The organism is Oryzomonas rubra (assembly GCF_008369015.1).
Taxonomy (GTDB): domain Bacteria; phylum Desulfobacterota; class Desulfuromonadia; order Geobacterales; family Pseudopelobacteraceae; genus Oryzomonas; species Oryzomonas japonica.
In genome coordinates this window covers 72,846-98,235 of the sequence record NZ_SRSD01000007.1, presented here as the reverse complement: position 1 = coordinate 98,235, position 25,390 = coordinate 72,846, and the positions used below count along the sequence as shown (strand labels likewise).

22 protein-coding genes are annotated in these 25,390 nt (G+C 59.2%); 11 read left to right on the top strand and 11 right to left on the bottom strand.

The features are described from left to right. Positions 1 to 56 precede the first annotated feature (56 nt). On the bottom strand, positions 57 to 1,085 hold the full coding sequence (locus ET418_RS12155) for a vitamin K epoxide reductase family protein (protein WP_149307885.1): 1,029 nt from the start codon (positions 1,083 to 1,085) through the stop codon (positions 57 to 59). 282 nt (positions 1,086 to 1,367) lie between these two features. On the opposite strand from ET418_RS12155, the gene ET418_RS12150 reads away from it, so the two are divergent. From ET418_RS12150 to ET418_RS12135, 4 genes are all read left to right on the top strand, one after another. Beyond that, a complete protein-coding gene (locus ET418_RS12150) occupies positions 1,368 to 2,576 on the top strand; it encodes an MFS transporter (protein WP_188055511.1) in 1,209 nt (402 codons plus the stop codon). A gap of 113 nt (positions 2,577 to 2,689) precedes the next feature. Then, a complete protein-coding gene (locus tag ET418_RS12145) occupies positions 2,690 to 3,277 on the top strand; it encodes a chromate transporter (RefSeq protein ID WP_149307884.1) in 588 nt (195 codons plus the stop codon). Positions 3,278 to 3,316: 39 nt separating this feature from the next. Next, complete coding sequence (locus ET418_RS12140) at positions 3,317 to 5,110, top strand: transporter substrate-binding domain-containing protein (protein ID WP_420819522.1); 1,794 nt, start codon at positions 3,317 to 3,319, stop codon at positions 5,108 to 5,110. Then, complete coding sequence (locus ET418_RS12135) at positions 5,110 to 6,525, top strand: sigma-54-dependent transcriptional regulator (protein ID WP_149307882.1); 1,416 nt, start codon at positions 5,110 to 5,112, stop codon at positions 6,523 to 6,525. The genes ET418_RS12140 and ET418_RS12135 overlap by 1 nt, the downstream gene beginning before the upstream one ends. Before the next feature lie 79 nt (positions 6,526 to 6,604). On the opposite strand, the gene ET418_RS12130 is transcribed toward ET418_RS12135, so the two are convergent. Both ET418_RS12130 and ET418_RS12125 read right to left on the bottom strand, forming a co-directional pair. After that, positions 6,605 to 8,101 carry an AAA family ATPase gene (locus ET418_RS12130; RefSeq protein WP_149307881.1) on the bottom strand — a complete coding sequence of 499 codons (1,497 nt, stop codon included), beginning with the start codon at positions 8,099 to 8,101 and terminating at the stop codon, positions 6,605 to 6,607. Positions 8,102 to 8,196: 95 nt separating this feature from the next. Beyond that, on the bottom strand, positions 8,197 to 9,378 hold the full coding sequence (locus ET418_RS12125; RefSeq protein WP_246153046.1) for a glycosyltransferase family 4 protein: 1,182 nt from the start codon (positions 9,376 to 9,378) through the stop codon (positions 8,197 to 8,199). A gap of 594 nt (positions 9,379 to 9,972) precedes the next feature. On the opposite strand from ET418_RS12125, the gene ET418_RS12120 reads away from it, so the two are divergent. Continuing rightward, positions 9,973 to 11,295, top strand: coding sequence for a dicarboxylate/amino acid:cation symporter (locus ET418_RS12120; RefSeq protein ID WP_149307880.1), 1,323 nt, complete (start codon positions 9,973 to 9,975; stop codon positions 11,293 to 11,295). Between the two features lie 51 nt (positions 11,296 to 11,346). Here the strand turns inward: ET418_RS12120 and ET418_RS12115 are convergent, their stop codons facing one another. From ET418_RS12115 to ET418_RS12085, 7 genes are all read right to left on the bottom strand, one after another. Continuing rightward, positions 11,347 to 11,667 (bottom strand): YcgN family cysteine cluster protein, encoded by a 321-nt coding sequence (locus ET418_RS12115; protein ID WP_149307879.1) that lies wholly within the window; start codon positions 11,665 to 11,667, stop codon positions 11,347 to 11,349. Between the two features lie 143 nt (positions 11,668 to 11,810). After that, a complete protein-coding gene (locus ET418_RS12110; RefSeq protein WP_149307878.1) occupies positions 11,811 to 12,617 on the bottom strand; it encodes a c(7)-type cytochrome triheme domain-containing protein in 807 nt (268 codons plus the stop codon). Between the two features lie 51 nt (positions 12,618 to 12,668). Further along, complete coding sequence (locus tag ET418_RS12105) at positions 12,669 to 12,977, bottom strand: hypothetical protein (protein WP_149307877.1); 309 nt, start codon at positions 12,975 to 12,977, stop codon at positions 12,669 to 12,671. Positions 12,978 to 13,007: 30 nt separating this feature from the next. Beyond that, complete coding sequence (locus ET418_RS12100; RefSeq protein ID WP_338045083.1) at positions 13,008 to 13,955, bottom strand: c(7)-type cytochrome triheme domain-containing protein; 948 nt, start codon at positions 13,953 to 13,955, stop codon at positions 13,008 to 13,010. A gap of 27 nt (positions 13,956 to 13,982) precedes the next feature. Beyond that, positions 13,983 to 15,545 carry an ATP-binding protein gene (locus ET418_RS12095; protein WP_149307876.1) on the bottom strand — a complete coding sequence of 521 codons (1,563 nt, stop codon included), beginning with the start codon at positions 15,543 to 15,545 and terminating at the stop codon, positions 13,983 to 13,985. Continuing rightward, on the bottom strand, positions 15,545 to 16,183 hold the full coding sequence (locus ET418_RS12090) for a YfiR family protein (RefSeq protein ID WP_149307875.1): 639 nt from the start codon (positions 16,181 to 16,183) through the stop codon (positions 15,545 to 15,547). Before ET418_RS12090 ends, ET418_RS12095 begins: the two co-directional genes overlap by 1 nt. Beyond that, a complete protein-coding gene (locus ET418_RS12085) occupies positions 16,171 to 18,222 on the bottom strand; it encodes a TOL_0244 family TonB-dependent receptor (RefSeq protein WP_188055509.1) in 2,052 nt (683 codons plus the stop codon). The genes ET418_RS12090 and ET418_RS12085 overlap by 13 nt, the downstream gene beginning before the upstream one ends. Before the next feature lie 279 nt (positions 18,223 to 18,501). On the opposite strand from ET418_RS12085, the gene ET418_RS12080 reads away from it, so the two are divergent. Continuing rightward, entirely contained in the window at positions 18,502 to 19,293 is a 792-nt protein-coding gene (locus tag ET418_RS12080) for an NRDE family protein (RefSeq protein ID WP_149307873.1), read from the top strand. A gap of 94 nt (positions 19,294 to 19,387) precedes the next feature. Here ET418_RS12080 and ET418_RS12075 read toward each other — a convergent pair whose 3' ends face one another. Beyond that, positions 19,388 to 20,950: an SUMF1/EgtB/PvdO family nonheme iron enzyme gene (locus tag ET418_RS12075; RefSeq protein WP_246153059.1), complete on the bottom strand. Its 1,563-nt coding sequence runs from the start codon at positions 20,948 to 20,950 to the stop codon at positions 19,388 to 19,390. 397 nt (positions 20,951 to 21,347) lie between these two features. Between ET418_RS12075 and ET418_RS12070 the strand changes: the two genes are divergently transcribed. The 5 genes from ET418_RS12070 to ET418_RS12050 are packed head-to-tail and all read left to right on the top strand — an operon-like array spanning position 21,348 to position 25,382. Next, on the top strand, positions 21,348 to 21,683 hold the full coding sequence (locus tag ET418_RS12070) for an MGMT family protein (RefSeq protein WP_149307871.1): 336 nt from the start codon (positions 21,348 to 21,350) through the stop codon (positions 21,681 to 21,683). A 50-nt stretch (positions 21,684 to 21,733) separates the two neighbouring features. Beyond that, the gene (locus tag ET418_RS12065) at positions 21,734 to 22,519 is read left to right on the top strand and encodes an ABC transporter ATP-binding protein (protein WP_149307870.1); all 786 of its coding nucleotides are present in this window, start codon (positions 21,734 to 21,736) and stop codon (positions 22,517 to 22,519) included. After that, the gene (locus ET418_RS12060) at positions 22,512 to 23,294 is read left to right on the top strand and encodes an ABC transporter permease (RefSeq protein ID WP_149307869.1); all 783 of its coding nucleotides are present in this window, start codon (positions 22,512 to 22,514) and stop codon (positions 23,292 to 23,294) included. The genes ET418_RS12065 and ET418_RS12060 overlap by 8 nt, the downstream gene beginning before the upstream one ends. A 46-nt stretch (positions 23,295 to 23,340) precedes the next feature. Next, positions 23,341 to 24,231, top strand: coding sequence for a methylenetetrahydrofolate reductase (locus ET418_RS12055; RefSeq protein WP_149307868.1), 891 nt, complete (start codon positions 23,341 to 23,343; stop codon positions 24,229 to 24,231). Beyond that, positions 24,228 to 25,382 (top strand): MalY/PatB family protein, encoded by a 1,155-nt coding sequence (locus ET418_RS12050; protein ID WP_149307867.1) that lies wholly within the window; start codon positions 24,228 to 24,230, stop codon positions 25,380 to 25,382. Before ET418_RS12055 ends, ET418_RS12050 begins: the two co-directional genes overlap by 4 nt. Positions 25,383 to 25,390: the final 8 nt, after the last annotated feature.

The following is a 25,390-nucleotide window of genomic DNA, read 5'->3' as shown; positions in this document are numbered from 1 at the left end:
TGCCGGGCGGCAAAAAGGGATTCCAACGGCATTCATGGGGAAGCTGCCGCAACCGCCTACCTTCCGACCTCGACGATGGCCTCTTTTATGGCGTTTCTGGTTATGTCGCGGCTGCCGACCAACAGTTTTCGTTTTTTGGTTCTGGTGTTGTCGACCACCACCGTGGGGGTGGCTTTGACCCCGAAGCCCCGAAACAGGGATTCAAAGAGCTTGACGCCGTTCATCAGTTCAACAAAGTTGTGTGGTCGAAGTTTGATGCCCAGGGGAGCCACCGCCGCCTGGACCTGCTCCGGGGTCGGGTTCTTCGTTGACCGGGAGAGTTCGTCCAAAACATGGCGCAGGCGCATGTATTTATCCTTGTTGTACATGATGAATTGCAGGTTATAGGGGGTATAGTTGGAGGTATCCGGGTGGATCGGCATGTCGACGAACGCGACGCGGGCCGTTGCGGCAATCTCCGGGAACACCTTCTCTATTTCAGGCTCCACCCTGCGGCAGACGGGACAGAACCAGTCGCTGACAACATACACCGTGGTGTCGCTCTGGCGCTTCCCGAAGTAAATGTCGGGGCCTGCCGCCTCTGCCTCCTTCTGTACACCGACCACGGCTGCGCCGAGGCCGATCAGAAGTGCAAGGATCATCACCGCGACATGGGTACATCTTGTTTTCATGCTTCCTCCTAACGCCGTTTGCGTAGCCAGTAATTCGTAGAGCAAAACGAGACCTGCCGTAGCCACCATTGCTGCGATGCCGAGGCAGACCGGGCACCAGGCGCCAATAACGTACTTTTGTATCCAGATCAGCCGCAGTTCGGCACCGACTGCCCCGCTGACGCCGTAGAGCAACAGGGCGCCGGCAAGGGGGATGCGGTTGCGCAGAGCCGCAAGCAGGATCAGCAGCCCAAAGAAGAGACAGCCGAACCAGCCGAAATCCATCCCGAAGATGGCAAACTTCGCCGTTTCGCTGCACATGGTCGTGCATATTTTCAGGCCGGAGAGTACGGAGAGGGTCAGGCCCGCCAGAAGCGCCAGCCAAAGCACAACGCCGGCGACCGCTTTGCCTGCACCGCATGATGATAAAGGCATCGAACTACTCTTGCTTGTTGAAGAATTCATAGAATCGCAAATAATGTATCGCTTATTCCCTGGGACATCAACCCCATCTGTAATCAGTGTCTCAATATAGCACGGCGAGCGTAAAATGCGAGTGCAATTTTCCGTACCGTGTGGGGCCCTGAGGCGGCTACCGGGCTCGGCAACTGTCGCGCCACCGGGATGCTCACCCCGCTTGACCCGGCGGCGCATCATATCTATAGTAATGGCAGATTGACTCCATTCAGATCAACGATACCCCTCGAGGCGAGCGAGATGACACCACCTTTGCACCACAAACCGTTCCTCCTCTTTTTGCTGGCGCGCGCCGCAGCCACCATCGCGTACCAGATGACCGGCGTCGCCGTGGGGTGGCAGATCTATTCCTTGACCCATCGCGCCTTTGACCTCGGTCTGGTCGGACTCGTACAATTCATCCCCTCGGCAGCGCTGGTACTGCTGGTGGGACATGTTGCCGATCGTTATGATCGCCGCCGGATCGTTTCTCTCGCACAATTCGTCGAGGCGGCGGCGCTGTTCGGCCTCTGCTTGGGAAGCCACGCCCAGTGGGCCGGCAGGGAGGCCATCCTTGCGTTCATATTCCTGATCGGCATCGCCCGCGCCTTTGAATTCACCACCCTCCAGACCCTGGTCCCCTCGCTGGTGGATCAGGAAACCCTGCCCCGTGCCATGGCGCTCAACGCTTCGGTCAGACAGGCGGCCGTCATTATCGGTCCGATGATGGGCGGTTTCCTCTACATTGCCGGCCCTGCCGTGGTATATGCCGTCAGCGGCGCGCTCTTTCTCCTGTCTGCGGCGGCCATTGTGGCAATCAGGATCGAGCGGCCGCCGTCACTACTCCGTGAACCGGTTTCCCTCCACTTTGTCTTTGCAGGGATTTCCTATATCCGCAGCCGTCGGGTCGTGCTGGGGGCCATATCCCTCGACCTGTTCGCCGTGTTGCTCGGCGGCGCCACCGCCCTGCTGCCGATCTATGCCCGCGACATCCTCTCCGCCGGTCCTTGGGGCCTCGGCTTCCTGCGTTCCGCACCGGCCGTCGGCGCCTTTGCCGCCTCCATCTACCTGGCGCGCCAGCCATTGCAGCGCAAGGTGGGAAAGGTCATGTTCGCCGCGGTAACCTGGTTCGGCATCGCCACCATCGTCTTTGCCCTCTCCACGTCCATCGCCCTGTCGTTCGTGGCGCTGGTGGTGCTCGGCTGGTCCGACATGTTGAGCGTGGTCATCCGCTCCACGCTGGTGCAGTTGGAGACCCCCGATGAAATGCGCGGACGGGTCAGCGCCGTCAACGCCATCTTCATCGGCACCTCCAACGAGTTGGGAGAATTCGAGTCGGGGTTGACCGCCGCCTGGTTCGGGGCAATGCCCGCCGCACTGATCGGCGGCATCGGCACCTTGCTGGTCGTCCTGCTCTGGAGGCGCTTTTTCCCCGAATTGGCGCAACGCGAGCGGCTCCAGGCGGATTAAGACCTGTCCGCACAGGCTTTACAGATCGTTCTCTGTACAATCTGACACTTTCTTTCCAGCACGCCACTGTGGTATTACTAGCGGGACGTGACTCCATCACGGGGAGCCGATTCATGCTTCTTTGGCACATATTCTGGGTTTATACGCGGGTCGCCCTCTTTTCCTGGGGTGGCGGGCCGGCCTCACTTGCGCTGATGCAGCGCGAAACCACGACGGCGTTCTGGCTGCCGCCCGGGGGGACTGCCCCTGTGCCGTGGATGTCCCCTGAAGAGTTTGCCGATGCCGTGGCGGTGGGCAATGCCTTGCCGGGCCCGGTTGCGCCCCAAGTATCGGCCTGTGTCGGCTACAAGCTGGCCGGGGTCCCCGGCGCCGTGGCCGCCGCGGCGGGGACGGTGGTCCCCACGACCCTGCTGATGCTCATCATGGTGGCCTACTTTTTCCATGTCAAGGACAGCCCGAACATAGCGGCGGCCCTCAAGGTGGTGCGGCCGCTGGTGGTCGGGCTCCTGCTCTGGACCGCCTACGACATGGCCTTTTCGGTCTTCGGCGCCGGCAAAAGCGGGTGGGGGACGGCTCTGACCATTGGCTGGGACAAGATCATCTTCGTCCTGGCGGCCTTTGTCCTTTTAACCTTCACCAGGACCAATCCGGCGCTGATCATCTTCGGCGGGGCGTTGATCGGCGGGCTGCTCTACCGCTGACGCACGGCAACATTTGAGAGACAAGGAGCAGGGATAACAGTGACCACACGACCTGGGCAAAGACATCGGCATACCTACGGCCCCCGGGCCGGCCTCGGGCGCCTCCTGCGGACCTGCCTTGCCGTTCTGTTCCTGTGCCTCCCGGTCCTGCCCGCCTTCGGCGCCACCGGCGACCAGAGCCGGAATCCCGGCAACAAGGTCATCATCGTCGGCGGCAACCGCGCCTACCCTCCCTACGAGTTCCTTGACAAGGACGGCCAACCGGCGGGGTACAATGTGGATCTTACCCGAGCCATCGCCAAGGTCATGGGGATGAAGGTGGAATTCCGCTTCGGCGCGTGGTCCGAGATGCGCACCGCCCTCATGAATGGCGAGATCGACGTCCTCCAGGGGATCTCTTTTTCGGAGGAACGATTAGGGTCCATCACCTTTTCCCCTCCCCACACCATCGTTCACCACGCCATCTTTGCCCGCAAGGATACCAAACCGGTCAACTCCATCCAGGAGTTGCACGGCAAGGAGATCATCGTTTTCCGCGACGGGATCATGCATGACTCCCTGAGGAATCTCGGCTTCAGCGGTGACCTGCACTTCTCTGACACCCCGGCCGACGCCCTGCGCCTTCTCGCCTCCGGCGCCCACGACTACGCGGTCGTCGCCATCTTGCCCGGCATGTACCTCATCCGGGAACTCCACCTGACGAACGTCGTTCCGGTGGCGACCAGCATTGCGGCCCAGAAGTACTGCTATGGCGTCAGAAAAGGGAATGACGAGCTGATGACCCGCATCAGCGAAGGGCTCGCCATCCTCCACAAAACCGGCCAGTACCAGGCGATCTACGACAAATGGCTCGGCACCCTGGAGCCGCCGCCGGTCTCCTGGGAGCGGGCCGTACGCTATGGCGCCCTCGCTCTGGTCCTGCTCCTGCTCATTCTGGCCGCCACGGTGGTCTGGTCCCGGACCCTCCAGAAGCGCGTGGCGCTGCGGACCCAGGAACTGGCCCGCGAGTCGGCGGAGCGTAAACGCGCCCTGGAAGAGCTCCGCCGTCACCAGGACAAACTCATTCAGGCCGACAAGATGGCCTCCCTGGGTATCCTGGTCTCCGGCGTGGCCCACGAGATCAACAACCCCAACGGCTTGATCCTGCTCAACATGCCGATCCTCAAGGAGGTCTACCAGGACGCGGTGGAGGTCCTGGAGGCTCACTACCACGAATCCGGCGATTTCCCCCTCGGCGGCCTCCCCTATTCGCGGATGCGCAACGAGGTTCCCCACATGCTGGACGAGATGCTGGAGGGCTCGAAACGCATCAAGCGCATCGTCGAGGAGCTCAAGGATTTCGCCCGCCAGGACGACAACTCCGGCAGCGACCTTTTCGACCTGAATCAGGTTGCCCAGGCGGCCGTACGCCTGGTCGACAGCTCGCTCCGCAAGGCAACGGTCAATTTTTCGGCAGAGTACGCCGCCGACATTCCCCAGGTGCGGGGAAACACCCAACGCATCGAACAGGTTGTCGTTAACCTGCTGCTCAACGCCTGCCAGGCGCTGCCCAACACGGAGTGCAAGATATCCCTGGCCACGTTCCGCGTCAGCAATGCCAGGATCGTGGCCCTGACCATAACGGATGAGGGGGTCGGCATAGCCTCCGAACATATCCCCCGCCTGACCGATCCGTTCTTCACCACCAAACGGGAAACAGGAGGGACCGGGCTGGGCCTCTCGGTGTCGGCGGGGATCGTCAATGAACACGGCGGGACGCTCAAGTTCACCTCGACCCCCGGCGCAGGTACGACCGTCATCCTGACCCTCCCGGCCGCCGAGGAGACGCCCTAATGAGCCAGAACCTGTATCCACCCTTTTGCATACTCCTTGTGGATGACGAGCCGGCCTGGCTCCGTTCGCTCTCCCTTACCCTGGAGCGGTCCGCCGGTATTACCAATATTCTTACCTGCCAGGATAGCCGGGAGGTGAAGGATATCATCACCAGCCGGAATGTTGGCCTGATCCTCCTTGACCTCACCATGCCCCATGTCTCTGGCGAAGACCTCCTGACCATGATCGCGGAACAGCATCCGGAAACCACCACCATCGTGATCAGCGGCATGAACCAACTGGAGACCGCCGTGCGCTGCATGAGGCTCGGGGCATTTGATTACTTCGTCAAGACGGTGGAAGAAGACCGTCTGGTGGGTGGGGTGCTGCGCGCCATCAGGATGTTGGAACTCCAGCGCGAGAATCACGAGATGTCCAGCCGCGTCCTCACCGGGTCGCTTCGGCATCCCGAAGCCTTTGCCGCCATCATCACGGCCAACCAAGCCATGCACGCCATTTTTTCTTATGTGGAAGCGGTTGCGGTTAGCCCCCAGCCGCTCCTCATCACCGGCGAAAGCGGCGTCGGCAAGGAACTCCTCGCCCGCGCTACCCATCTTCTGAGCGGCTGCGCGGGACCGCTTGTGGCGGTGAATGTGGCCGGCCTGGACGATACGGTGTTTGCCGACACCCTTTTCGGCCATCTCAAAGGTGCCTTCACCGGTGCCGACCACCAACGCCGGGGGATGATCGAGGAGGCTGCCGACGGCACCCTGTTCCTGGATGAAATCGGCGACCTCAGCATCCCTTCCCAGATCAAGCTCCTGAGACTTCTCCAGGAGGGGGAGTACTTTCCCTTGGGGAGCGACCGTCCGAAGCGCCTCAAGGCACGCATCATCGTGGCCACCCACCACGACCTTGCCCAGAAAGAAGCTGACGGGAGATTCCGCCGCGACCTTTTTTACCGCCTGCGGACCCACCACGTCCAAGTCCCTCCCCTCCGGGAGCGGAAGGAGGACATTCCGTTACTCCTCGACTATTTCCTCGGCAAAGTTGCACATTCCCTGGGAAAAAAGAAACCGACCCCTCCCCGGGAACTGGCCCAACTCCTTGCCACCTACTCCTTTCCCGGCAACGTACGCGAACTGAAAGCCATGATCTACGACGCCGTAAGCGTCCATCGCGACCACATCCTCTCCATGGACACCTTTTTGCGCGGCATCGGCCAACCCGACTCCTCACCCGTCGCCACCGCCCCCGAGGGCAATCCCTTTTCTTGTCTCGAGCGTCTTCCCTCCTTTTCGGAGGCAACGGAACTGCTCGTTTCCGAGGCCATAACCCGTGCCAAAGGCAATCAGACAATCGCCGCGCGATTGCTCGGCATCTCTCAACCCGCCCTGAGCAAGCGCCTCAAGCTGGCGCGTGAGCAGGAAGAATAACAGCGACGCCTGTCCACGGGGAGCAACTCCCAGCCTACCCTGCGCCCTCAGCGATACCGAACATCGGGAGATGAAGGGGCTATCTGAATTTGCCCGCTGCCGGCACAGCCCGCTTAAAGGCCCACGCCTCGATCTTTTTGATCTGTTCTGCCATGGTAACGGAAAGTGGAACCGTTTGGCTGATCATGACCATCAGGTCCTGTTGGGTCATGGGCCGCCTGTCGGCAAGCGCTTCGAAAACCGCCGAATTGACGGCCTGCTCAATCTCCGCGCCCGAGAATCCGCGGGTGGAGCCGGCCAGGAGAGGGATGTCGAAAGAGGCCGGCTCAACCTGCCGCTTCGCCAGATGAATACGAAAGATCTGTTCCCGGGCAGCAACCTCTGGTAAGCCGACATAGAATATTTCGTCAAAGCGTCCTTTGCGCAGTACCTCGGCCGGGAGCATTTCGATGGCATTCGCCGTGGCGGCCACAAACACCGGCTCGCGTTTCTCCTGCATCCACGTCAGAAAGGTCCCCAGCACCCGGGACGCCGCACCGCCTTCGGACTTGAAACCGTGGGTCGTAATGCCGGACTCTATTTCATCGATCCAGAGCACACAGGGCGCCACAGCTCCCGCCGTATCGAACGCCTGGCGTAAACTTGCCTCCGGTGTGCCGAACACCCCACCGTAGACCGTTGACATATCGAGCCGAATCAGGGGAAGATGCCACTCGGCCGCGATCGACTTGACGAACAGCGACTTGCCGCAACCGGCAATCCCCATGACCAGCACTCCCCGGGGAAGCCCAACCCCTGCCGATATGCCGTCCAATCCAAAGGCGCAGGTGCGCCGTTCCAGCCAGTGTTTGAGGTTTTCCATCCCCCCGAGCTGGTTGCACCCGACGACATCAGTAACAAGTTCCATTATGCCGCTCTGCTGAATGATCCGCCGCTTATTTTCCAGAAGGGCCGCAACGGGATTAGCACCGCCCGCCATTTCATCCAGACGCAGCAAACGCACCGACCTTTCAAGATCGACGAGATCAAGCCCCCTGGCAGCGACCGCCAGCCGTTCGAACAACGTGGAGTCCTCTTGGCACGCTTTGGAAAATGACGGTTCCCGATTCAGCATATACTTCAGAAAATCCTGGATCTCCCCAATCCCGGGAAGCCCTTGGGTTACCATGATGCAATCTTCCCGGAGGACGTGGGGAACCCACTCCTCATCCCCCAGGATGACCGCCACCTTGCCCTTGCCGCTCGAAGCGGAGGCGAGGTCCTTGAATTTCCTGACCAACAGCGGATTGTCCCGCCACAGCCGGTAAACATCCTTCATGATCATTATAAAGGGACCGGGGTGGGCAATGGCAAAATCGAGGGCCTTGAGCGGATCTGCCGTATCCGGGACAACAGCCCCTTCCCGGCTCAAACCCGTTGTACAGGTCCAGACAATGGGGGGCCCCATCCCCTTGAGCCGTGCGGCGACCTGGTTTAAAAGCCTTTCGCTGCGCTGTTCGTTGTCGGTAATCACATAAAACAGGACCGTGCCGACGCTGATCATGCGCACCATCTGTTGTTGCGTCAGATTTTCCATGTTTGCTTTCCCCGAAAGGCCCGGACCGGCCATCCCTATGATAATTTTCGCACGCCTTTTCAGACGTACGTGCCACTGCGTCGCTCTATTATAGCCTACATTTTCAAGCGGGTCCGATAGATTTCGCTCAATGCCTTGCCATGGCAATCCAGGCTATGCAACTGCTCTGCCATTTCCCGCCCAAGCCTGCCCAGGCGCGCCTGTTCATCCCTGTTCCGCAGCAACCGGTTCATTTTAACGGCCAAATCGCTGGAATCGCCATATTTTGCATAGACGCCGGCGTCCCCAAGCAACTCACGGTTCGCAGGCATATCAAAGGCTACGGTCGGTAGTCTGCAGGCCATATAGTTGAGCAGTTTACCATTGGACCCGATCAAGGAAATCTTGGGGGATACGGCTATGTCACCTGCGGAGAGGTAGAACGGGGCCTTCTCGTAGTCGATTCTGCCGGTAAAGATTATCATCCGCTCGATGCCGAGTTCCACGGCTTTGGCACGATATTCTTCTTCGGGGGCCCCCATGATCAGAAAACGGATCGGACTGCCCTTTGACTTGAGCAGGACAATAGAGGAGAGCAGGGTATCAATCCCCTGATTGCGATCCAGCGTGCCGAGGTACACCACCAGCGGTACGCCAGGGGGGATACGCAGCTTGATGCGTACCTCCTCACGCTCATAGGGGCGGAACAGGGCTGTATCGACTCCGTCCACCAGAGATGCGACCATTTTTTTGTCAGCCCCCCACGGGCCAACAAGGTTTCGGGCCGCGGAAACCGAGTTGGTTACGATAAGATCCGCGGATCGCATGTTGATGCGCCGTTCCAGCCAGGAATTGAAGCGGTGCAGCAAGGAACCTTCCTTGATAAAGCCCTGCTCGATCATCTCACCGGTAAGGCTTCCCTGGTATTCAAACACGAGGGGAGTGCCCAACCTCTTTTTAAGCCGTCCGCCAATCCAGGCACCTTCGTGTCCATAGGCATGGATCAGGTGCGGCCTGAATGCTCGGGCGAACTTAAGCGCCTGATAGGACATAAGTATGTCGAAATACGGTTTATGCCAGGAAGGATGTACTGACAATTGTTTCAGCCATGAGACACGGGGCATCCTGATGGTTGCAACGCCCGGCATCTCGCGCCCAAGGTGGCAGGTGAAAATCCGGACATTGTGACCACAGCGTATAAGGGCTTTTGCCTCTTCGTAGGCTCTCACATCACTTCCCCGGTCGGAAAAATAGGGGGTTGGAACGAGCAGCATGATCCTCAGCCTTCTTTCAAGCACAATAGCTCATCTCCTTTGGCGCATTTGTCGTTTTCCTCAAGGTCCCCGGCCGACCGAAACGTAACAAGCCCATAAACCAATCACAACAAATGTATATGCAGGTTATAACGTCAAGAGCGTGAAGCAAATATGCAAATTTCGAGAAAATCAGGATAGCTGTCCCCCGGGATACTCCGCGCGCCCTATTCTACCCAGTAAGGAAGCGCGCCGGGCAAACGAAGTCGCCACAAATTGGGAGTACCTGCCAAGGAACCATTATGGCTTCAAAAGGGCCGACGCAGACAAATAGGGAACACGCAAAAGAAAGGGTATAACCAAGGTTATCCCCATAACATCGGTTATACCACCCTACTCATGCGCAGTAACGGATGTTTCCACACCATCCCCCGCCCACGGCATAACCTGGGTTATACCTATTCAGTGACAACAAGAGAGCATAAAACAATGTTTAGCGTTTAATTTCAATAATTTGAATACATGGGTCAACTTGGTATTCAGCTTGCTGATATGGTTTTATATTGCCAAACAGCAGACCAAGAACAGACGACAAGCTGAACCAAATCCGGTTTAAATAAGCAGATGAAAGGGATGTGTATGAAAACGAAGAGGTTTTACCAGCATCTGTACGTCCAAGTGCTTACGGCGATTGCCATCGGCGTTGTCCTCGGCAACTTCTACCCGGAGACCGGCGTTGCCATGAAACCGTTTGGGGACGGCTTCATCAAACTGATCAAGATGATCATCACACCGGTGATCTTCTGTACGGTCGTCACCGGCATTGCCGGCATGGAGGACATGAAAAAGGTGGGCCGGGTCGGAGCCAAGGCGCTGATCTACTTCGAGGTACTTACCACGCTGGCCCTCGCCATCGGCCTTATCGTGGTGAACGTCATCCGGCCGGGCGAAGGCTTCAACGCCGACGTGACCAAGCTCGATACGAAAGCTCTCGTCGCCTTTACCACCCAGGCAAAGTCCCATTCCACGGTCGATTTCCTGCTCAACATCATCCCGTCGAGCGTGGTTGACGCCTTTGCCAAAGGGGACATCTTGCAGGTGCTTGTCTTTGCCATCCTGTTCGGCTTCGCCCTGTCGGCCCTCGGTGAAAAGGGCAAGGCTGTTTACCGGCTGATCGATCAGCTTTCCCAGGCGCTCTTCGGGATCGTCAACATCATCATGAAGTTCGCCCCAATCGGGGCCTTTGGCGCCATGGCCTTCACCATCGGCAAATTTGGGGTTGGCTCTCTTTCAAAGTTGGGCTTGCTGATGGTAAGTTTCTACCTTACCTGCCTGCTCTTTGTCCTGTTGGTCCTCGGACCGATAGGCAAGTTCTGCGGCTTCAACGTCTTCAAGTTCATTCGTTATATCCGCGAGGAACTCCTAATCGTTCTGGGCACCTCGTCCTCCGAATCGGCCCTGCCCCGGCTGATGGTCAAGCTTGAAAACCTGGGCTGCAAGAAATCGGTGGTCGGCCTCGTCGTTCCCACCGGCTACTCCTTCAACCTGGACGGGACGTCGATCTACCTCACCATGGCAGCGCTGTTTGTCGCCCAGGCCACCAATACCCCCCTCACCTGGACCCAGACCTTTACCGTCCTCGCGGTTCTGCTGCTCACCTCCAAAGGTGCAGCCGGGGTCACGGGAAGCGGTTTTGTCACCCTAGCAGCCACCTTCGCAGCCATCCCCACCATCCCCTTGGCTGGTCTGGCCTTGATCCTCGGTATCGACCGTTTCATGTCGGAAGCCCGCGCCCTGACCAACTTCGTCGGTAATGGCGTGGCCACAATCGTTGTCTCCCGCTGGGAAAATGAGCTTGACGTCGAGCGGATGAAGCATGTGCTCAGCAACAACCTGACCGGCACCGAAGAGTCCCACGGGTTTGCCATCCCTGAGACCGAACCGGAGATGATCGCCGATTAGGTCGTCTGCTGCCGCACTACAATAAAAAAAGCCCGCTCATGCGGGCTTTTTTTATTTGTGGCCTTTTCTCCCTCTTCTCCTGATCCGACGCGGTTCTATGGGGAGTTCGACGGTCGATCGGCGGTAGCCACAATCGTTGGGGAGCCAGCGGAGGGTCGGAACCAGTTCCGGCGTCAACTTCACACAGCTTGGATTGATCTCGAAGCGTCGCTCGAAAATCTTGCAGCGCCGGCTTGTCACATCCAGATAGCGGCACGGTGTCTGGGTGTAGAGAATGGTGCCGCGTTCGTCCTCCAGCTTTTCAAAACAGCAGAGGCCACACTGTTTGCAGAGGCTGTCCCACAGGGCATCGTTGTTGGCAGCATCAATCATGGCGGGCAGGGTAAACCAAGTGCAGGGGATGTGTCAATAAATAGACCCGCTGGCTGAAATTCCCGGTAGCGATCTGCCGGTCCGTCAAGGCCAGCACACAGACTATTGGCGAATCCGGGGGGAGGCGCAAAGAATACATTCGGTCAGAAGCCTGAAAAGTTGCTCATGTACGAATGGCAGCGTTTGCAGTCATTCATGGGAAAGGCAACCCGCATATGACAGGCGCCGCAGTAGTTACCGAAAATATTCTTGTCCATGGAGAAATCAACGGTGCCCTTCTTCTTGATGTTAAAGATATCCGGGTGGCAACTGGAGCAGTCGAGCTCGCTGAAATGGTCTTCATGGGAGAAGGTCACGTCGCTTCGGGGAGCCGCCGTGCTGAGCTTCATCGGCAGATGCAGTTTTTCCGGGAGCGGCATGGAGGGGGCGGCAAAAGAGAGGGAATTTCTCGGGCTGACCCTGCCGCTCTTGAGCGCTCCAGCCCAATCGATGCCGTTTCCGAAGCCCGCTATGGGCAGCGGGGCGGCAAAGGTCTCGAAGGAGGCCTCCAAGGCCTGGGTATCCTTCATGTGGCATCGGGCGCACAGGGAAGGCTCGCCATCCTGCACCCCGAATGCCGTCACGCCGTCATGGCAGGCTCCGCAGTATTTTCCCGCAGTATATTGGGCGCGGGAGATGCCCGTATCCCCTGCACGCATGCTGAATCCCAGGTCGAGGTGGCAGACGCGGCACGTGTAACGGGCCCGGTGGCTCCAGTGGGCAAACACGACCGGGGCCATCCCGGCCTTTTTGGTCCTACGGCGCATGACGAGGGTACCGTACTTCCAAAACGGTCCGTTGGGAGGAATGGTCTTGAGCACATCGCCCAACTCGCTTCGATCCATCGCCTGGGCGTTCCCCAGGCACGACAGTAGCACCACGGCGGCAAGAAACAGAGTTGTGCTATTCATCCCCTTTTTCACTCGCACCTCGTCTTCAGGGTTTACCGGCTCGATATCAGCCTATTTCTGCGTCTTTTCACTGTTCTTGGCCTCAAGGATGTAAACATAGAGATTCTTGCACATCTGGAGCCGTTTCAAATATACCTTGCGGGCGGTTTCGTCCTGTTGTTCGATAACCTTCTGTAACCGCTCGCATTTCCCGATCAAGGCCTTCAACTCGTTATCGGAAAGTGTCATAACGTCCGCGGTCCTTGCGCAGGCCTCCTCGAATTCCGTTCGCCACACCTCGTCGCAATACGCCTGTGACAGGCAAATGGACAGGACGAGGCATGCCGTCAGAACCATGCGCGCCAGTATTGTTGTACGCATCGCCATATCTCCGTTATTCCTGGCTACCCGTTATACCGGCTTGGTATGGCAGCGCAGGCAGTCTGTCTGGGGGAATGCCACCTTGTCGTGACAGACGCCGCAATACTTGCCGTCAAAAAGTTCCACCATGGAGTACTTCGAGGCTCCCTTTTTAATGCCTATGAAGATCTCGGGATGGCACAGTTCGCAACCGTTCCAGACCGTGTGTTTTTTGTGGGAGAAGATGATGTCGGGCATCCCTTCGACCTTTGCCTTGAGCGAAAAATCCTGTTGGACCTTGAGCTTCGCCTTCATGATCGAAACCCCTTCAAGTTGGTCAAGCGGCTTGATCAGCCCCTCTTCCTCGGCCTTTTCCCAGTTGATCCCGTTGCCGAACCGCTCCTTCGGCATGGCGTCCGCAAATCGGTAGAACTGTTCTTCCCTGGCCGCATCCCGCTCCAGGGCATGGCACTTCACGCAGCGCTTAAACTCATCCCTGCTGTACTCCTTGGCGCAGGCCTCAAAGACCTTCTTCTTATTCACGCTCATCCTGCCATTGTGGCAGGTGCCGCAATAGTACCCTTTCATGTTGTCCATGGCACGCACTTTGGTCGCGCCGGCGGTCATCCCGAACCCGATATCCACATGGCAGAGGCGGCAGGTAAAATACTGGCGATGCACCCAATGATCGAACACCACCGGAGGCATACCCGCCTGCTGGGAGTAATTGTTGATGGTAACGCCTCCGAATTCGTAGGGGGGGAGCTTTCTTTTTTTCGTGCCGCTAGCCCAGGCAACACCCACACCCACGAACAGAACCAGTACAACGAAGAGCGACCTTCTCATGGTTACCTCCTCAGACGGTAGTATCAACTTGATTTCACTGAAATTACGGGCTCGTGCCTCCTCGACGCTTCCACCGATCATGGCGGCGATGGCCCGGTTCGCCAGAACGCAGTTCCCTGTTTCGCCGTTATACCCGTTGATGCCAACCGGCACGTTGTCCCAATGGGCTAGCGCGGTTCATCAAATATTAAACGCAGGGACACTGCTGAGTTCTATCCTGAATTCAGCCCCATCGCCAACAGTACCTGCCGTGAGCTTGCCGCCCATATTCTGCTCGATAATGACCTTGGACATGCACAAACCGATCCCGGTCCCTTTCCCCGGTTCCTTGGTGGTAAAATAGGGATCGAAGATCTTAGGCAGGATACTGTCGGGGATGCCGCCACCATTGTCCCGGATCGTCACGACGGAACGGCCGTTATCGCTGAACACCCGAATATGGATGCGCGGGGCCGCACCACCGTGGCCGAGCAGGGCATCCTTGGCGTTATTGATGATATTGAGCAACACCTGGGAATATTCATTGTCATACCCCACTGCGCTGACCTCCTGGTCCTCTTCCAGGTCGATGGCGATGCCGTTATTTCTTAGACTCGCTCCCACCAGCTCAATGGACTTGGCAACGACCCTGTTGAGGCTGAAGACCGCCTTATCCTTACCGGGACGGAAAAAATTGCGGAAGTCGTCGATAGTGCGCGACATATAGAGGATGGCCTCCATCGCCTCCCGGACCTCAAACTCCAGGTTTTCCCGGTTAAGGTGCCCACTCTCGTAGGAAAGCTGGATATTTTGAATAATGCCGCCAACGGCATTGAGCGGCTGCCGCCATTGGTGAGCGATATTGCTGATCATTTCCCCCATGGCTGCCTGACGGTTCTGCTGGACGAGCATCTGGTCCTTGCGGCGCAGTTCGGCTACGGCCTCGGCGACACGTCGCTCCAGGGAACGGTTCACCTCTTCCAGTTGATCGTCCCGCAGTTGGATATGCTCCAGCATGGCATTGAAACCGGACATGAGTTCGCCCAACTCGTCATCCGTCTCCCGGACCACCCTGATACTGTAGTCCTTTTTGCGTGATACCCGCTTCATCGCGTCAGAAAGCAACAGCACAGGATCGGAGATCAGCCGCTGCAGGCGTGAAGACAGCCAGTAGATGAGCAGAAACGAGCCGGCCAGGACCACGGTGGTAGAGATAAGCGTCGAGTACAGATGGTTGATGAAGACGCTCGTATCCGAGAGCAGCAGCACGGTGCCGACCTTCTGCCCATCCCAGACGACCGGTTTCGCGATGCTGAAATATCCGGACAACCCGAGCAGGCGGTCGGCTTCCGAGCGGATTCGCTGCAAGGCGACATGGTTGGCAGCCGGGGGCGCAGAGGCATCCAGTATTCCGAAGGGGAATTTCTTGGTTACCTCTGTCGCAGACAGATAGCTGGTGAACACATGATCGGCGCCATCCAGCACATAGGCGGCGCGTATGGAGCTTTTTGCGGAAAGGGCGGCGAGCGTCTCCTGGGCCGCCTTCGAGTCGTTGAACATCAGGGCGGCAGCACTGTTTGTGCCGATGATCTCGGCAAGCGAAGCCAGATCCTCCTTCTCGGCAGCGCGAATGCCGTGCGCCTCACGGATGACGAATGCCAGCGATGCCGCCACCAGGGCAATACCGCAGATCAGCATGATGAGGACCGTCATCTTGCGCCTGATGGAAAGATTTTGTATGGTGGAAAGGAGGCGCTGTTTCATTATTCCTCTTCCCTGATGATCTTTGCCAATTTCAGAACCTGGGAACTGATCATGAATCCGGACCTTTGGGCCGCCTCCAGGTTAATCTCAAATCGGACCTTTCCCTCCTGAACGACAAACCCGACCACCCCGCCGGCCTTCGCAAACCCGCGCATATCGCCGATCGTCAACACGCCATGCTGTTCGGCCCTTTCGGCAGCGGCCCGCACCTGGCGACGCTGGGAGTCATTGATCACCAGGATCTGGCACCCGCCGATCTCTCCGGTTCGGAAGATCTGCCTGACGGCTATGGGATGCCCCTTGATGCTTTTCCCCCTGAGGTTTTCTACTGCCTGCCCGAACGGCCCTATGCCCAGAGCGCACAGGGCCAGCGGCGCTCCCTCGCCCCCGAGGGCCCCCGCCGGCCACTCGACGAATTTAGCCATGGTGAACACCATGGCCGTCTTGATCTGGTATTCGCTCGGAGGTCCCGACAACGCGTGCGCGGTGGCGACAAACAGGAAGCTGGAGCCGGCCAGAACAAGCGTGCCGACAATAGCGCCCCAGCCGATCCGGCGGCCACGCCGAAACGGCGCGTACCGTCCTCCTTTGTGAGCCCAGGGGGGCTGTTGCGGACAAGAGTGCCTCAAAACAGCCATGTGACCATTCCATACATGCTGCGGCCAACGGTTGCAGACTGGGTGCTCAATATCTGCTGCTGGAACTCCAACTGCCGGTCGTGCAACAAATTCTGGCCGACGAGCGACAACTCTACGCCCTTCACCGGCTTCCACGCCAAGCGGACGTCCAGGGTCACATAGCTGCCGACCGCCAGATTAGTGAGTCGGTCCACATAACGCATCCAGAGGTCAAGTTCCACGTTGCGGGGAAGATCCAAAGAGGAACGGACCGAGAGTTGATGGCGCGGAGCCTCCCCCTTGGGGTCCCAGGGAATGGCATCGGGATTTGCGTGTTCTTCGACAAATTCGAGGAGTGTATAAGCGGTGCGCAGGCGCCACCAGGGGAGCAGATGCGCGTCCACCGCCAACTCGAAACCGCAGGTCTGGGCATTCCCGGAGTTTACGAGATATCCTGGGATAGCCACGTGGGGCGGGGCCGGGGCGGTTTCAAAAAACGGCGGCCCCTGGCTGTGGACATCGAGCCGGTGATAGATGTTGTAAAACGCTGCCGCATCAAAGGCGTAGCCTTCTGTGAGCTGAGCCCGGTATCCCAGTTCATAGGCGATGAGTTCGTCCGCCTTGAGGCGGTTTGAACCGTTGAATTGAAAAAATACCGGGGGTGTCTGCTGTGAAGCAGGTGTGGGGGTGTACAGGGTAAACCCGCTCTCGCCGCGGGAAGGGGTTTTGATCGCTCGGGAAACGGCCATCCAGACGGAATTTTGCCTGTTGGGGGTCCACAGCAAACGGGCGGTCGGCTGGACTTCAAAACCGGTATAGTCGTTATGCTCGAACTTGGAACCGAGAATGAGGTGGAGCCTGTCGGTGACCAGCGTGATGTCATCCTGCACAAAGGCGCTGTAGAGGCGGTTATCCTGACTGTCGGGGGTGATGAGCACATAGGTGGAGTTGGCGATGGTATCATGGGTGAAGCGATAGCCGAGCCCCCAGGTGATTTCATGATCGCTTCCCAGGGGAAAGCGGTTCTGGTAATCCAGGTCCAGGGTGTCGCGTTTTTCGCCGATGACGTGGAGTTCCTGCTCCGACCTGTCATAGTAGAGTTGCAGGGACATGTCGGAATGTTCCGAAAAGGTGCGTTTCCAGCGGGACAGGATCGTGCCGCCGAAGACGGGGGTTACGGTATTGTGCGTGCTTGAGTCGGGCAGCATGTTGACGTAGGTTTCGCCCAATCTGCCGTCATAGACGTCCCCCTGAACCGTCAGGGTATCCTGGCCAGAAGGATTCGAGTCGAGCCGAAAGCCCCCCCGGATCATGTGCCAACTATCGGTGCCGTCGCTTCCATTGCTGTCCTTGAAATGGTCCCGCTCCAGGTATTTCGTGTACAACCGCAGATCGCTATGGCTGCCGAGCGCAAAACCGTACCGGGCAGTGCCGAAAGCGCGCTCCCTGGTTCCCCCGCCTGTGGATACCAGCCCACCGGGGGTCTCGTCGGCCTGTTTGGTGATGATGTTGATGACCCCGTTAACCGCATTGGCGCCCCACAAGGCTGCACCAGGGCCCCGTATGACCTCGATGCGATCGATATCTTCCAGCACCGTATCCTGGCGGTCCCAGAACACCCCGGAAAACAGGGGGGTATAGACGACCCGGCCATCAAACAGGACCAGCATCTCGCCGGCAAACCGGCTGTTGAATCCCCGGGACGAGATGGCCCATTTGTTCGAATCGATCCGGGCAACGTCAAGCCCCGGGACCATGCGAAGCGCATCCGCGATGCTGGTCGCCCCGGAACGCCTGATATCCTCCTGGGTGATGACGAAGATGGCCGCAGCCGAATCGGCCACCCGCTGTTCCTTTTTGGCGGCAGAGGAAACCTTGAGTTCCATCAGCGCCTCCAGGCTCAAGTCGGTCAGTTCACCCGAGCCGGCTTGGCTTTGACCGCCCGGTCCGGCCCCCCAGGAGGTTGCGACGGCAATGAAGAGAACAATGGAGACAAGAACCATACGTCCGATGGCCGTACCGGCATTCGAAACAGTTGGAATCAAATGGGGCCAAATCATAGTTTCATGTCTCCAACCAAAAATATTCAGTCGGCATTGCAGTACCATACAGCATTATTAATCGTTTTTAAATACCACGTTACAATTAATATGCATAGCGTAAACAAAAAGTCACACGACAGTTTCAGGTGCAAACTGCAAACCGGCCAAGCCCCCATTTCCATGAATCAGCCCCATTCTCCATCTGTGATTCTGGACCTCGAGGGATCACTCTGATAAGCTTCAGGTAAGCCGGAAAGCGTTTCCCGGCTCACCTTTGACTCGTCAGGGAGAATCCCCGTGTGTCTGGCCGTCTTTGCACTGGATTACCATCCCCGCTACCGCCTCATTCTGGCGGCAAACCGGGACGAATTTTATGACCGCCCCACCCTGCCCGCGGCATTCTGGAAAGACTCCCCCCACATCCTGGCAGGCCGCGACTTGCTCTGCGGCGGCACGTGGCTCGGCATCACCGCCGACGGTCGCCTGGCCGCGGTCACCAATTTCCGGGATCCGGCCCGCAATCTGGACACGCCCCGGTTCTCACGGGGCGCCTTGACCGCCGGCTTCCTGACGGGAACGGCCCCTCCCCAATCATTTTTGGAAACACTGCACGCGAAACGGGCCGACTACGACGGCTTCAACCTGATCGTGGCCGGCCGGGAAGAATTCTGGTACTACTCCAACAGAGGTAACACCGTTCCCCTGCGTGTTGCGGCGGGCATTCACGGCTTAAGCAACCATCTCCTTGATACCCCCTGGCCCAAGGTGACGACCTCCAAAGAGTATCTGGAATGCCTCATCCGGGCTGACCGGGTCTCAACGGAGGCACTGCTGGAACTCCTTTCCGATGCCACCCCTTTCCCCGATCACCTGCTCCCCGACACCGGGGTCGGCAGAGAGCGCGAGCGCATGCTGTCGCCGCGCTTCATAGCCGGCGAGAGCTATGGCACCCGCAGCTCCACCGTTATTCTCGTGGAGCGTGAAGGCGTCATCCGTTTCACCGAGCGCAGCTATGCCCCTGGCCGCAGGGTTACGCAAACCGTTGAGGTCAGCCTCTCCGCCCAGGCGACAAGCCGAATCTCGACGTAGTGCCCTGAGCGCGCCGTTGAAGGGCCTGAAAAACAGAAGAGGCGCATCAAACGATGCGCCTCTTTGTACGTCAAACCTCAGGGTTCCCTTCCGGTCACGGCTCCTGGCAGACCCGGAAACCGATGTTGTCGTAGGCGTTGCCAGTTTCCGCAGAACCTCTGCCTGTGATGGACAACTCATTTTTCTGGCTACGCCATGATCCGCCGCGCACCGAATGACCGGTTCCGGCGCTCGGCCCCTTGGGATTCATTTTGGGGCTGGCGGCATAGTAGTCGGCAGCAAAATAATCCTGCACCCATTCCGCTACGTTGCCGGACATGTCCTGGATGCCGAAACCGTTGGGGGCATATTTTCCCACCGGCGCGGTGCTCCAGTAGCCGTCGTTCTGGGATGGGTCGTTCCATTCGTAGATGCACTTCTTGTCGCAAAAGTTTGCGTAGCGATACAGGTCGGCATCATTGCTGGTACCGGCATATTTCTCCTGCTTGCCCCCGCTCCGCGCTGCGAATTCCCATTCCGCCTCGGTGGGAAGCCGGTACTTTTTCCCGCTGCTGCGGGAAAGCCACGTGGTGAAGGCCTGGGCATCATTCCAGGAAACACAGACCACCGGGTCCTTTTTGCTCTGGTAGAAGTCGGGATTTTTCCAGGTGGCTGCCGGATTCAGGGTTTCCTTGCCGGCGCTGATCGTGTAGCAGCCGCCGTTCTTCTCAGCATCGGTCACATAGTTGCTGTTCTCCACAAACCGCTGGAACAACTCCCGGGTAATCTCAACCTTGGAAATACTGAAGGCATTGAGACAGACTTCGTGGGGAGCGAGGGCATTGACGGAGGGGTCCCCCATCGTATAACAGGCGCTGGGAATGGAGACGAGCTGCATGTTGAAGGCGGTATCCGTAACCTCCGTGGGGGTAACAACGGCTGGGACAGGCAGGGCCTTGACAGCCGGCTCGACGGCCGCCTTGGCTGCTTGTTGCGCCGGCACGGGCGTTTCAGCCGGGGCGGAGGCGGCCTTTTTCTGTGCAAATTTTTCTTCGGCACTCCTCTTCAGGGGGACCTCCTGGGCCATTTTGGCCTTGTCCTGGGGTTTCTTGGCAGCGGGCTTGGGCGCGGGAGGCGCAGACACCGCCTTAACCTCGCCCTTGATGCCGCCAAAGGGGATGGTCACGCCCAGGGTATATTCGAAGGCGCTGGCATTGGCCACGACGTGCCGCACATCAGCCCGCAGAGCCAGCTGGTCGTACAGGAAGTATTTCACACCACCGCCATAGTCGAAAAAGCCCATCATCTTTCTCGAAACAAGGGCCGAGGGGCCCGACATGTTGTAGCCCCCGAGCCCGGCAGCCACAAACGGCACGAGCTTCTTGTCCGGCATGAAATGGTACAGCCCCTCGACCCCGTATTTGAAAATGGAGACATCCTTGTCCGTCACCAGCTTGGAAGAGGTGATGGAGTAATCCAGTCCCGCTTCCACGCCGATGTGATCCGTAAAGCTGTAGCCGCCCCTGAGGGAGTACACGGGGGCTGTACTGAGATGCTGCCCCCCATCATAGGTGTATCCGCCGATCATGGGGGAAACCGAGAACTGCCCTTCCGATACGGCCCCGAACACCGTGCCGGAGAATGCCAGTACCAGGGATACGGCCGCACATGCGCACACTTTTTTCAAAAGACACCTCCCCTTCCGTCGCCTATCATTTCAAAGTGAACTCTATATCGAGGTTTTGTCTCTACTGCAGCAAATATAGCCACAAACGCACAAAAAAACAAAATAAAAAGCGCCCCTATTCCAACGCGTTCGGCCGGAGCTATTCGCGTCGGGACAGACGGCACAAGGTACGACGATGAAATGTGGTTTAAAATGCCATGACTGCCGGGCATCTTCAAAGAGGGTTTTTACGTGAGGGAAACAGCCGGGACGGCGTCAGGTGTTTGTGTTTTGCGTGAAGATGTGAGAAAAGAAATTGATGTTTTTTTGAGTTGCTTGCCATAACGGTTTTGTAGTTGAATGATGTTTTCTCTGGCTCGGCTGCGGCCGGCGAAAACGGGGCACTCTCATGCCGACCCCCATAACCGCATACCAAAAGATCTATTCTGTTGTGTCGCTCATCCCCGAGGGGCGTGTGGCGACCTACGGGCAAGTCGCCCGTCTGGCAGGTATGCCCGGCCACGCCCGGCTCGTGGGCTACGCCCTGAGTTCCCTCCACGACCAGGTTCCCGTCCCGTGGCACCGGGTCGTGAATGCCAGGGGGCAGATCAGCCCGCGTTCCGGCGGCAGCCCGGCGGATGTGGTGCAACGGCTTCGCCTTGAAAGCGAAGGGGTGAGCTTTGACGGGCACGGCCGGATCCCGCTGGGCAGGTTTCAGTGGCAGCCACGTCAGGGGGAACAGTAATACGCAAAACCTGTCGGAGACGCCAACGACAAGGTGCGAGGAAAAGCGCGATGACAGAAATAGTGCCGCCTGACGGCCAGCCAATGGTGCAGGTGGAAGGGGTCGGCCTGACGCGGACCGACGGGCAGGGGCGGGAAGCCGTTATCCTGAGCGAAGTAACGTTCTCGGCCGCCAAGGGGCGGATAACCGCCATCGTGGGGCCTTCCGGGGGAGGCAAAAGTTCCCTGATCCGGCTGATCAACCGCCTCGACGACCCGACCACAGGTCGCATCCTGCTGGGCGGCGAGGATATTGCCGGCATGGACCCGCTGCTGCTGCGGCGAAGGGTCGCCATGGTGCTGCAACGGCCGTTCATGTTTCCCGGCACGCTGCTCCACAACCTGCAACGCCCCTTGGCCTACCGTAGAGAAGCCGTGCCGGACGCCGGCAGCGTGGAGGTCAGACGCACCCTGGAACTGGCCCGCCTGGCTCCCGACCTGCTGGAACGGGATGCCCGAAGCCTCTCCATCGGCCAACAGCAGCGGGCCAGCCTGGCCCGGGCCGTGATCACCTCCCCCCGGGTCCTGCTGCTGGACGAACCGACCAGCGCCCTGGACCGGCCGACCGGCGACCAGCTGGCCGCGGCCCTCCAGGATATCTGCCGGCACCAGGGCATGGCGGTCATCCTGGTGACCCACGACCTGCGGTTGGCCGGCAAGATCGCCGACGATCTGATCTATCTGGAGGCAGGGCGGATCAGGGAGGCGGGTCCGGCGGCGCACGTCCTGGCAGAGCCTGCAAGCGCCGAATTGATAGGTTTTTTGGCAGAGCCGGAAAGGGAGGGGAAACATGGATAACCGCGGACTCGTGAATCTGGAGCTTTCCAACCTCCTGCTGGCATTCGCCCTGATCCTGTTCGCCATGGCCCTGTCCCGTTTCCAACGGCTGGGGCAGGCGCGGAAAATCGGCTGGGCCGCCCTGAGGATGGTCGTACAGCTTCTGGCTATCGGCTATCTCCTCCACGTGGTATTTTCAGTCAAGACCCCGCTCTTGGTGGCGTCCATCCTGGTCGTCATGGCCGGCTTTTCCCTGCAGGTGGCCGGTTCCCAGGCCAAACGGAAGATGCCCGGATTCTACCGGGTGATGGGGAGTTCGATCCTGGCCGGGTGCGGAGGGGTGACCTTTTTCTTCTGCGCCCTGGTGGTGGGGTACTCTCCTTGGTATGAACCCCGCTACCTGATCCCCCTGTTCGGTATGATCCTCGGCAACTCCATGCAGGGAGCCAGCCTGGCGGCCGAGCGGCTGGAGGCCGAGATCGGAGAACGTCGCGAGGAGATCGAGACGGCGCTCTGCCTGGGAGCTACCCCCCGCCAAGCGGTTGAGACGGCCCTGCGCAACGCCTTTTCCGCCGCCCTTATCCCGACCCTCAACACCATGGCGGCCATGGGGATCGTTTCCCTGCCCGGCATGATGACCGGCCAGATTCTGTCCGGTACGGAACCGGCGGTTGCGGTCCGCTACCAGATCGCCATCATGTGCGCCGTATCCGGCGGGGTGGCGGCCACCGCCTTCCTGCTTCTGATGCAGGGGTACCGCCGCTATTTCACCCCGGCGCAACAGTTGCGCCGTTGATTAAACGACTCTGTTACCACATTACGACAGGAACACGTACTTACACATGAAGATCATCGATACCATAATACCGGACAAACCGTTCCTCTCCCTGGAATTCTTCCCCCCAAAAGAGCGCTCGGAATGGCCTGCCTTTTTCCACACCGTCGACCGCCTAAAGGAGGTGAAACCGCTCTTTTGCTCGGTAACCTACGGTGCAGGGGGCAGCACTCATGGGGACAGCCTGGAGATCGTCGGCCGCCTCAAGCAGGAGCATGGCCTGGAAACCATGGCCCACCTGACCTGCGTCGGGGCCAATGAGGACGATGTGCACACGTTTCTGGACCAACTGACACGGGCCGGGGGGGATAATGTTCTGGCACTGCGCGGCGACCTGCCCCAGGACAGTACGTCCAAATCATCGCCCCACCGCCCCTTGGCGCACGCCTCGGACCTGGTGGCTCTCATCCACGATTCCCACCCCCAGGTAGGCCTGGGAGTGGCCGCCTACCCGGAGGTTCACCCCGAGGCCGCGAGCACCGCGGCAGACCTGGCCTACCTCAAGCTCAAGCTGGACCATGGCGCCGACTTTGCCATCACCCAACTCTTCTTCGACAACCGCATCTACTTCGATTTTGTTCGCAACGCCCGCAATCACGGCATCACCAAGCCGATCATTCCCGGCATCCTGCCGGTAGTCAGCCTGAAGGTGATCAAACGTATCGTGTCGTTGTGCGGCACTGTTATGCCGCCGGATTTTATGGCGCAGCTTGAAGAGGCGGACCGGCGCGGAGGCGCGGCTGAGGTGCAGAAGCTGGGGGTGGCCCATGCCCGCAGACAGACGGAGGAGTTGCTGGCAGGCGGTGCTCCGGGCGTGCACCTGTACACCCTCAACCGGGCAGATGCCGTGCTGGAAGTTACCAATGGACTCTGCCCACCTCAGGGACCCACCCCATGACCGCCGGCACTCGATTCGACTTTGATGCCCCCATCGACCGCAGGAACAGCGGCAGCGAGAAATGGGACCGGTACGGGGAACGTGACATCATCCCCCTGTGGGTCGCGGACATGGACTTCCGCTCCCCCCCGGCTATCATCGAAGCGCTCCACGAGCGGGTCAGCCACGGTGTTTTCGGCTATACCCACCCGTCGCATGAGTTGACGGCAGCGGTTCTGGACCATCTTGAGCGGGATTTCTGCTGGCGGGCGGAACCGGACTGGATCGTCTGGCTGCCCGGCTTGGTGTGCGGGCTGAATGTGCTCTGTCGGGCCGTGGGCGATGCAGGCGACGCGGTTGCAACCTTCCTGCCGGTCTATCCCCCTTTTCTGTCGGCCCCTCCCCTGTCCCAGCGCACCTTGATCACGGCACCGCTGCAGTTGCAGGAGGGGCGTTGGGTGGCAGACATGGCGGCGCTGGAACGCGCCATCACCCCGCAGACCAAACTCCTGCTGCTGTGCAGTCCCCATAATCCGGTGGGCCGTTCCTGGTCGCGGGAAGAATTATTACAATTTGCCGAACTTGCCGAACGCCACGATCTGGTGATCGGCTCCGACGAAATCCATGCCGGGCTCGTACTCGATGCGGAGAAGCGCCATATCTCCATCGCGGCCCTTTCCCCGGAAATAGCCAGCCGCACCATCACCCTGCTGGCCCCCAGCAAGACCTACAACATCCCCGGCCTGGGATGCTCATTTGCCGTCATCTCCGATGTTGGGTTGCGCAGGAGTTTCCAAAAGGCAATGGGGCGTATCGTACCGCACGTCAACCTCCTAGGTTACACCGCAGCCTTGGCAGCCTATCGCGACGGAGAGCCCTGGCGGCGGGAGTTGATCGCCTATCTGCGCGGCAACCGCGACCTGCTGACCAGAGAGATCTCCCGCATGCCGGGCCTAGCCATGACCCCGGTCGAGGCCACGTATCTGGCCTGGATCGATGCCCGCGGGACCGGCATCGACCAGCCGGGGCGTTTTTTTGAGGAGGCGGGGGTAGGACTTTCGGACGGCAGCGATTTTGGCGCCCCGGGGTTCATCCGGCTCAACTTCGGCTGCCAACGCGAACTTCTGCGCAAAGCCCTCAGACGGATGGAGATGGCGCTGCTGCACCGTTGAGGCAGACG

Bases quoted from the DNA above. Each gene is read 5' to 3' on its own strand.
- ET418_RS12155 (WP_149307885.1), bottom strand. From the start codon at position 1,085: ATGCCTTTATCATCATGCGGTGCAGGCAAAGCGGTCGCCGGCGTTGTG.
- ET418_RS12150 (WP_188055511.1), top strand. From the start codon at position 1,368: ATGACACCACCTTTGCACCACAAACCGTTCCTCCTCTTTTTGCTGGCG.
- ET418_RS12145 (WP_149307884.1), top strand. From the start codon at position 2,690: ATGCTTCTTTGGCACATATTCTGGGTTTATACGCGGGTCGCCCTCTTT.
- ET418_RS12135 (WP_149307882.1), top strand. From the start codon at position 5,110: ATGAGCCAGAACCTGTATCCACCCTTTTGCATACTCCTTGTGGATGAC.
- ET418_RS12130 (WP_149307881.1), bottom strand. From the start codon at position 8,101: ATGGAAAATCTGACGCAACAACAGATGGTGCGCATGATCAGCGTCGGC.
- ET418_RS12120 (WP_149307880.1), top strand. From the start codon at position 9,973: ATGAAAACGAAGAGGTTTTACCAGCATCTGTACGTCCAAGTGCTTACG.
- ET418_RS12115 (WP_149307879.1), bottom strand. From the start codon at position 11,667: ATGATTGATGCTGCCAACAACGATGCCCTGTGGGACAGCCTCTGCAAA.
- ET418_RS12110 (WP_149307878.1), bottom strand. From the start codon at position 12,617: ATGAATAGCACAACTCTGTTTCTTGCCGCCGTGGTGCTACTGTCGTGC.
- ET418_RS12105 (WP_149307877.1), bottom strand. From the start codon at position 12,977: ATGCGTACAACAATACTGGCGCGCATGGTTCTGACGGCATGCCTCGTC.
- ET418_RS12095 (WP_149307876.1), bottom strand. From the start codon at position 15,545: ATGAAACAGCGCCTCCTTTCCACCATACAAAATCTTTCCATCAGGCGC.
- ET418_RS12090 (WP_149307875.1), bottom strand. From the start codon at position 16,183: ATGGCTGTTTTGAGGCACTCTTGTCCGCAACAGCCCCCCTGGGCTCAC.
- ET418_RS12085 (WP_188055509.1), bottom strand. From the start codon at position 18,222: ATGATTTGGCCCCATTTGATTCCAACTGTTTCGAATGCCGGTACGGCC.
- ET418_RS12070 (WP_149307871.1), top strand. From the start codon at position 21,348: ATGCCGACCCCCATAACCGCATACCAAAAGATCTATTCTGTTGTGTCG.
- ET418_RS12065 (WP_149307870.1), top strand. From the start codon at position 21,734: ATGACAGAAATAGTGCCGCCTGACGGCCAGCCAATGGTGCAGGTGGAA.
- ET418_RS12060 (WP_149307869.1), top strand. From the start codon at position 22,512: ATGGATAACCGCGGACTCGTGAATCTGGAGCTTTCCAACCTCCTGCTG.
- ET418_RS12055 (WP_149307868.1), top strand. From the start codon at position 23,341: ATGAAGATCATCGATACCATAATACCGGACAAACCGTTCCTCTCCCTG.
- ET418_RS12050 (WP_149307867.1), top strand. From the start codon at position 24,228: ATGACCGCCGGCACTCGATTCGACTTTGATGCCCCCATCGACCGCAGG.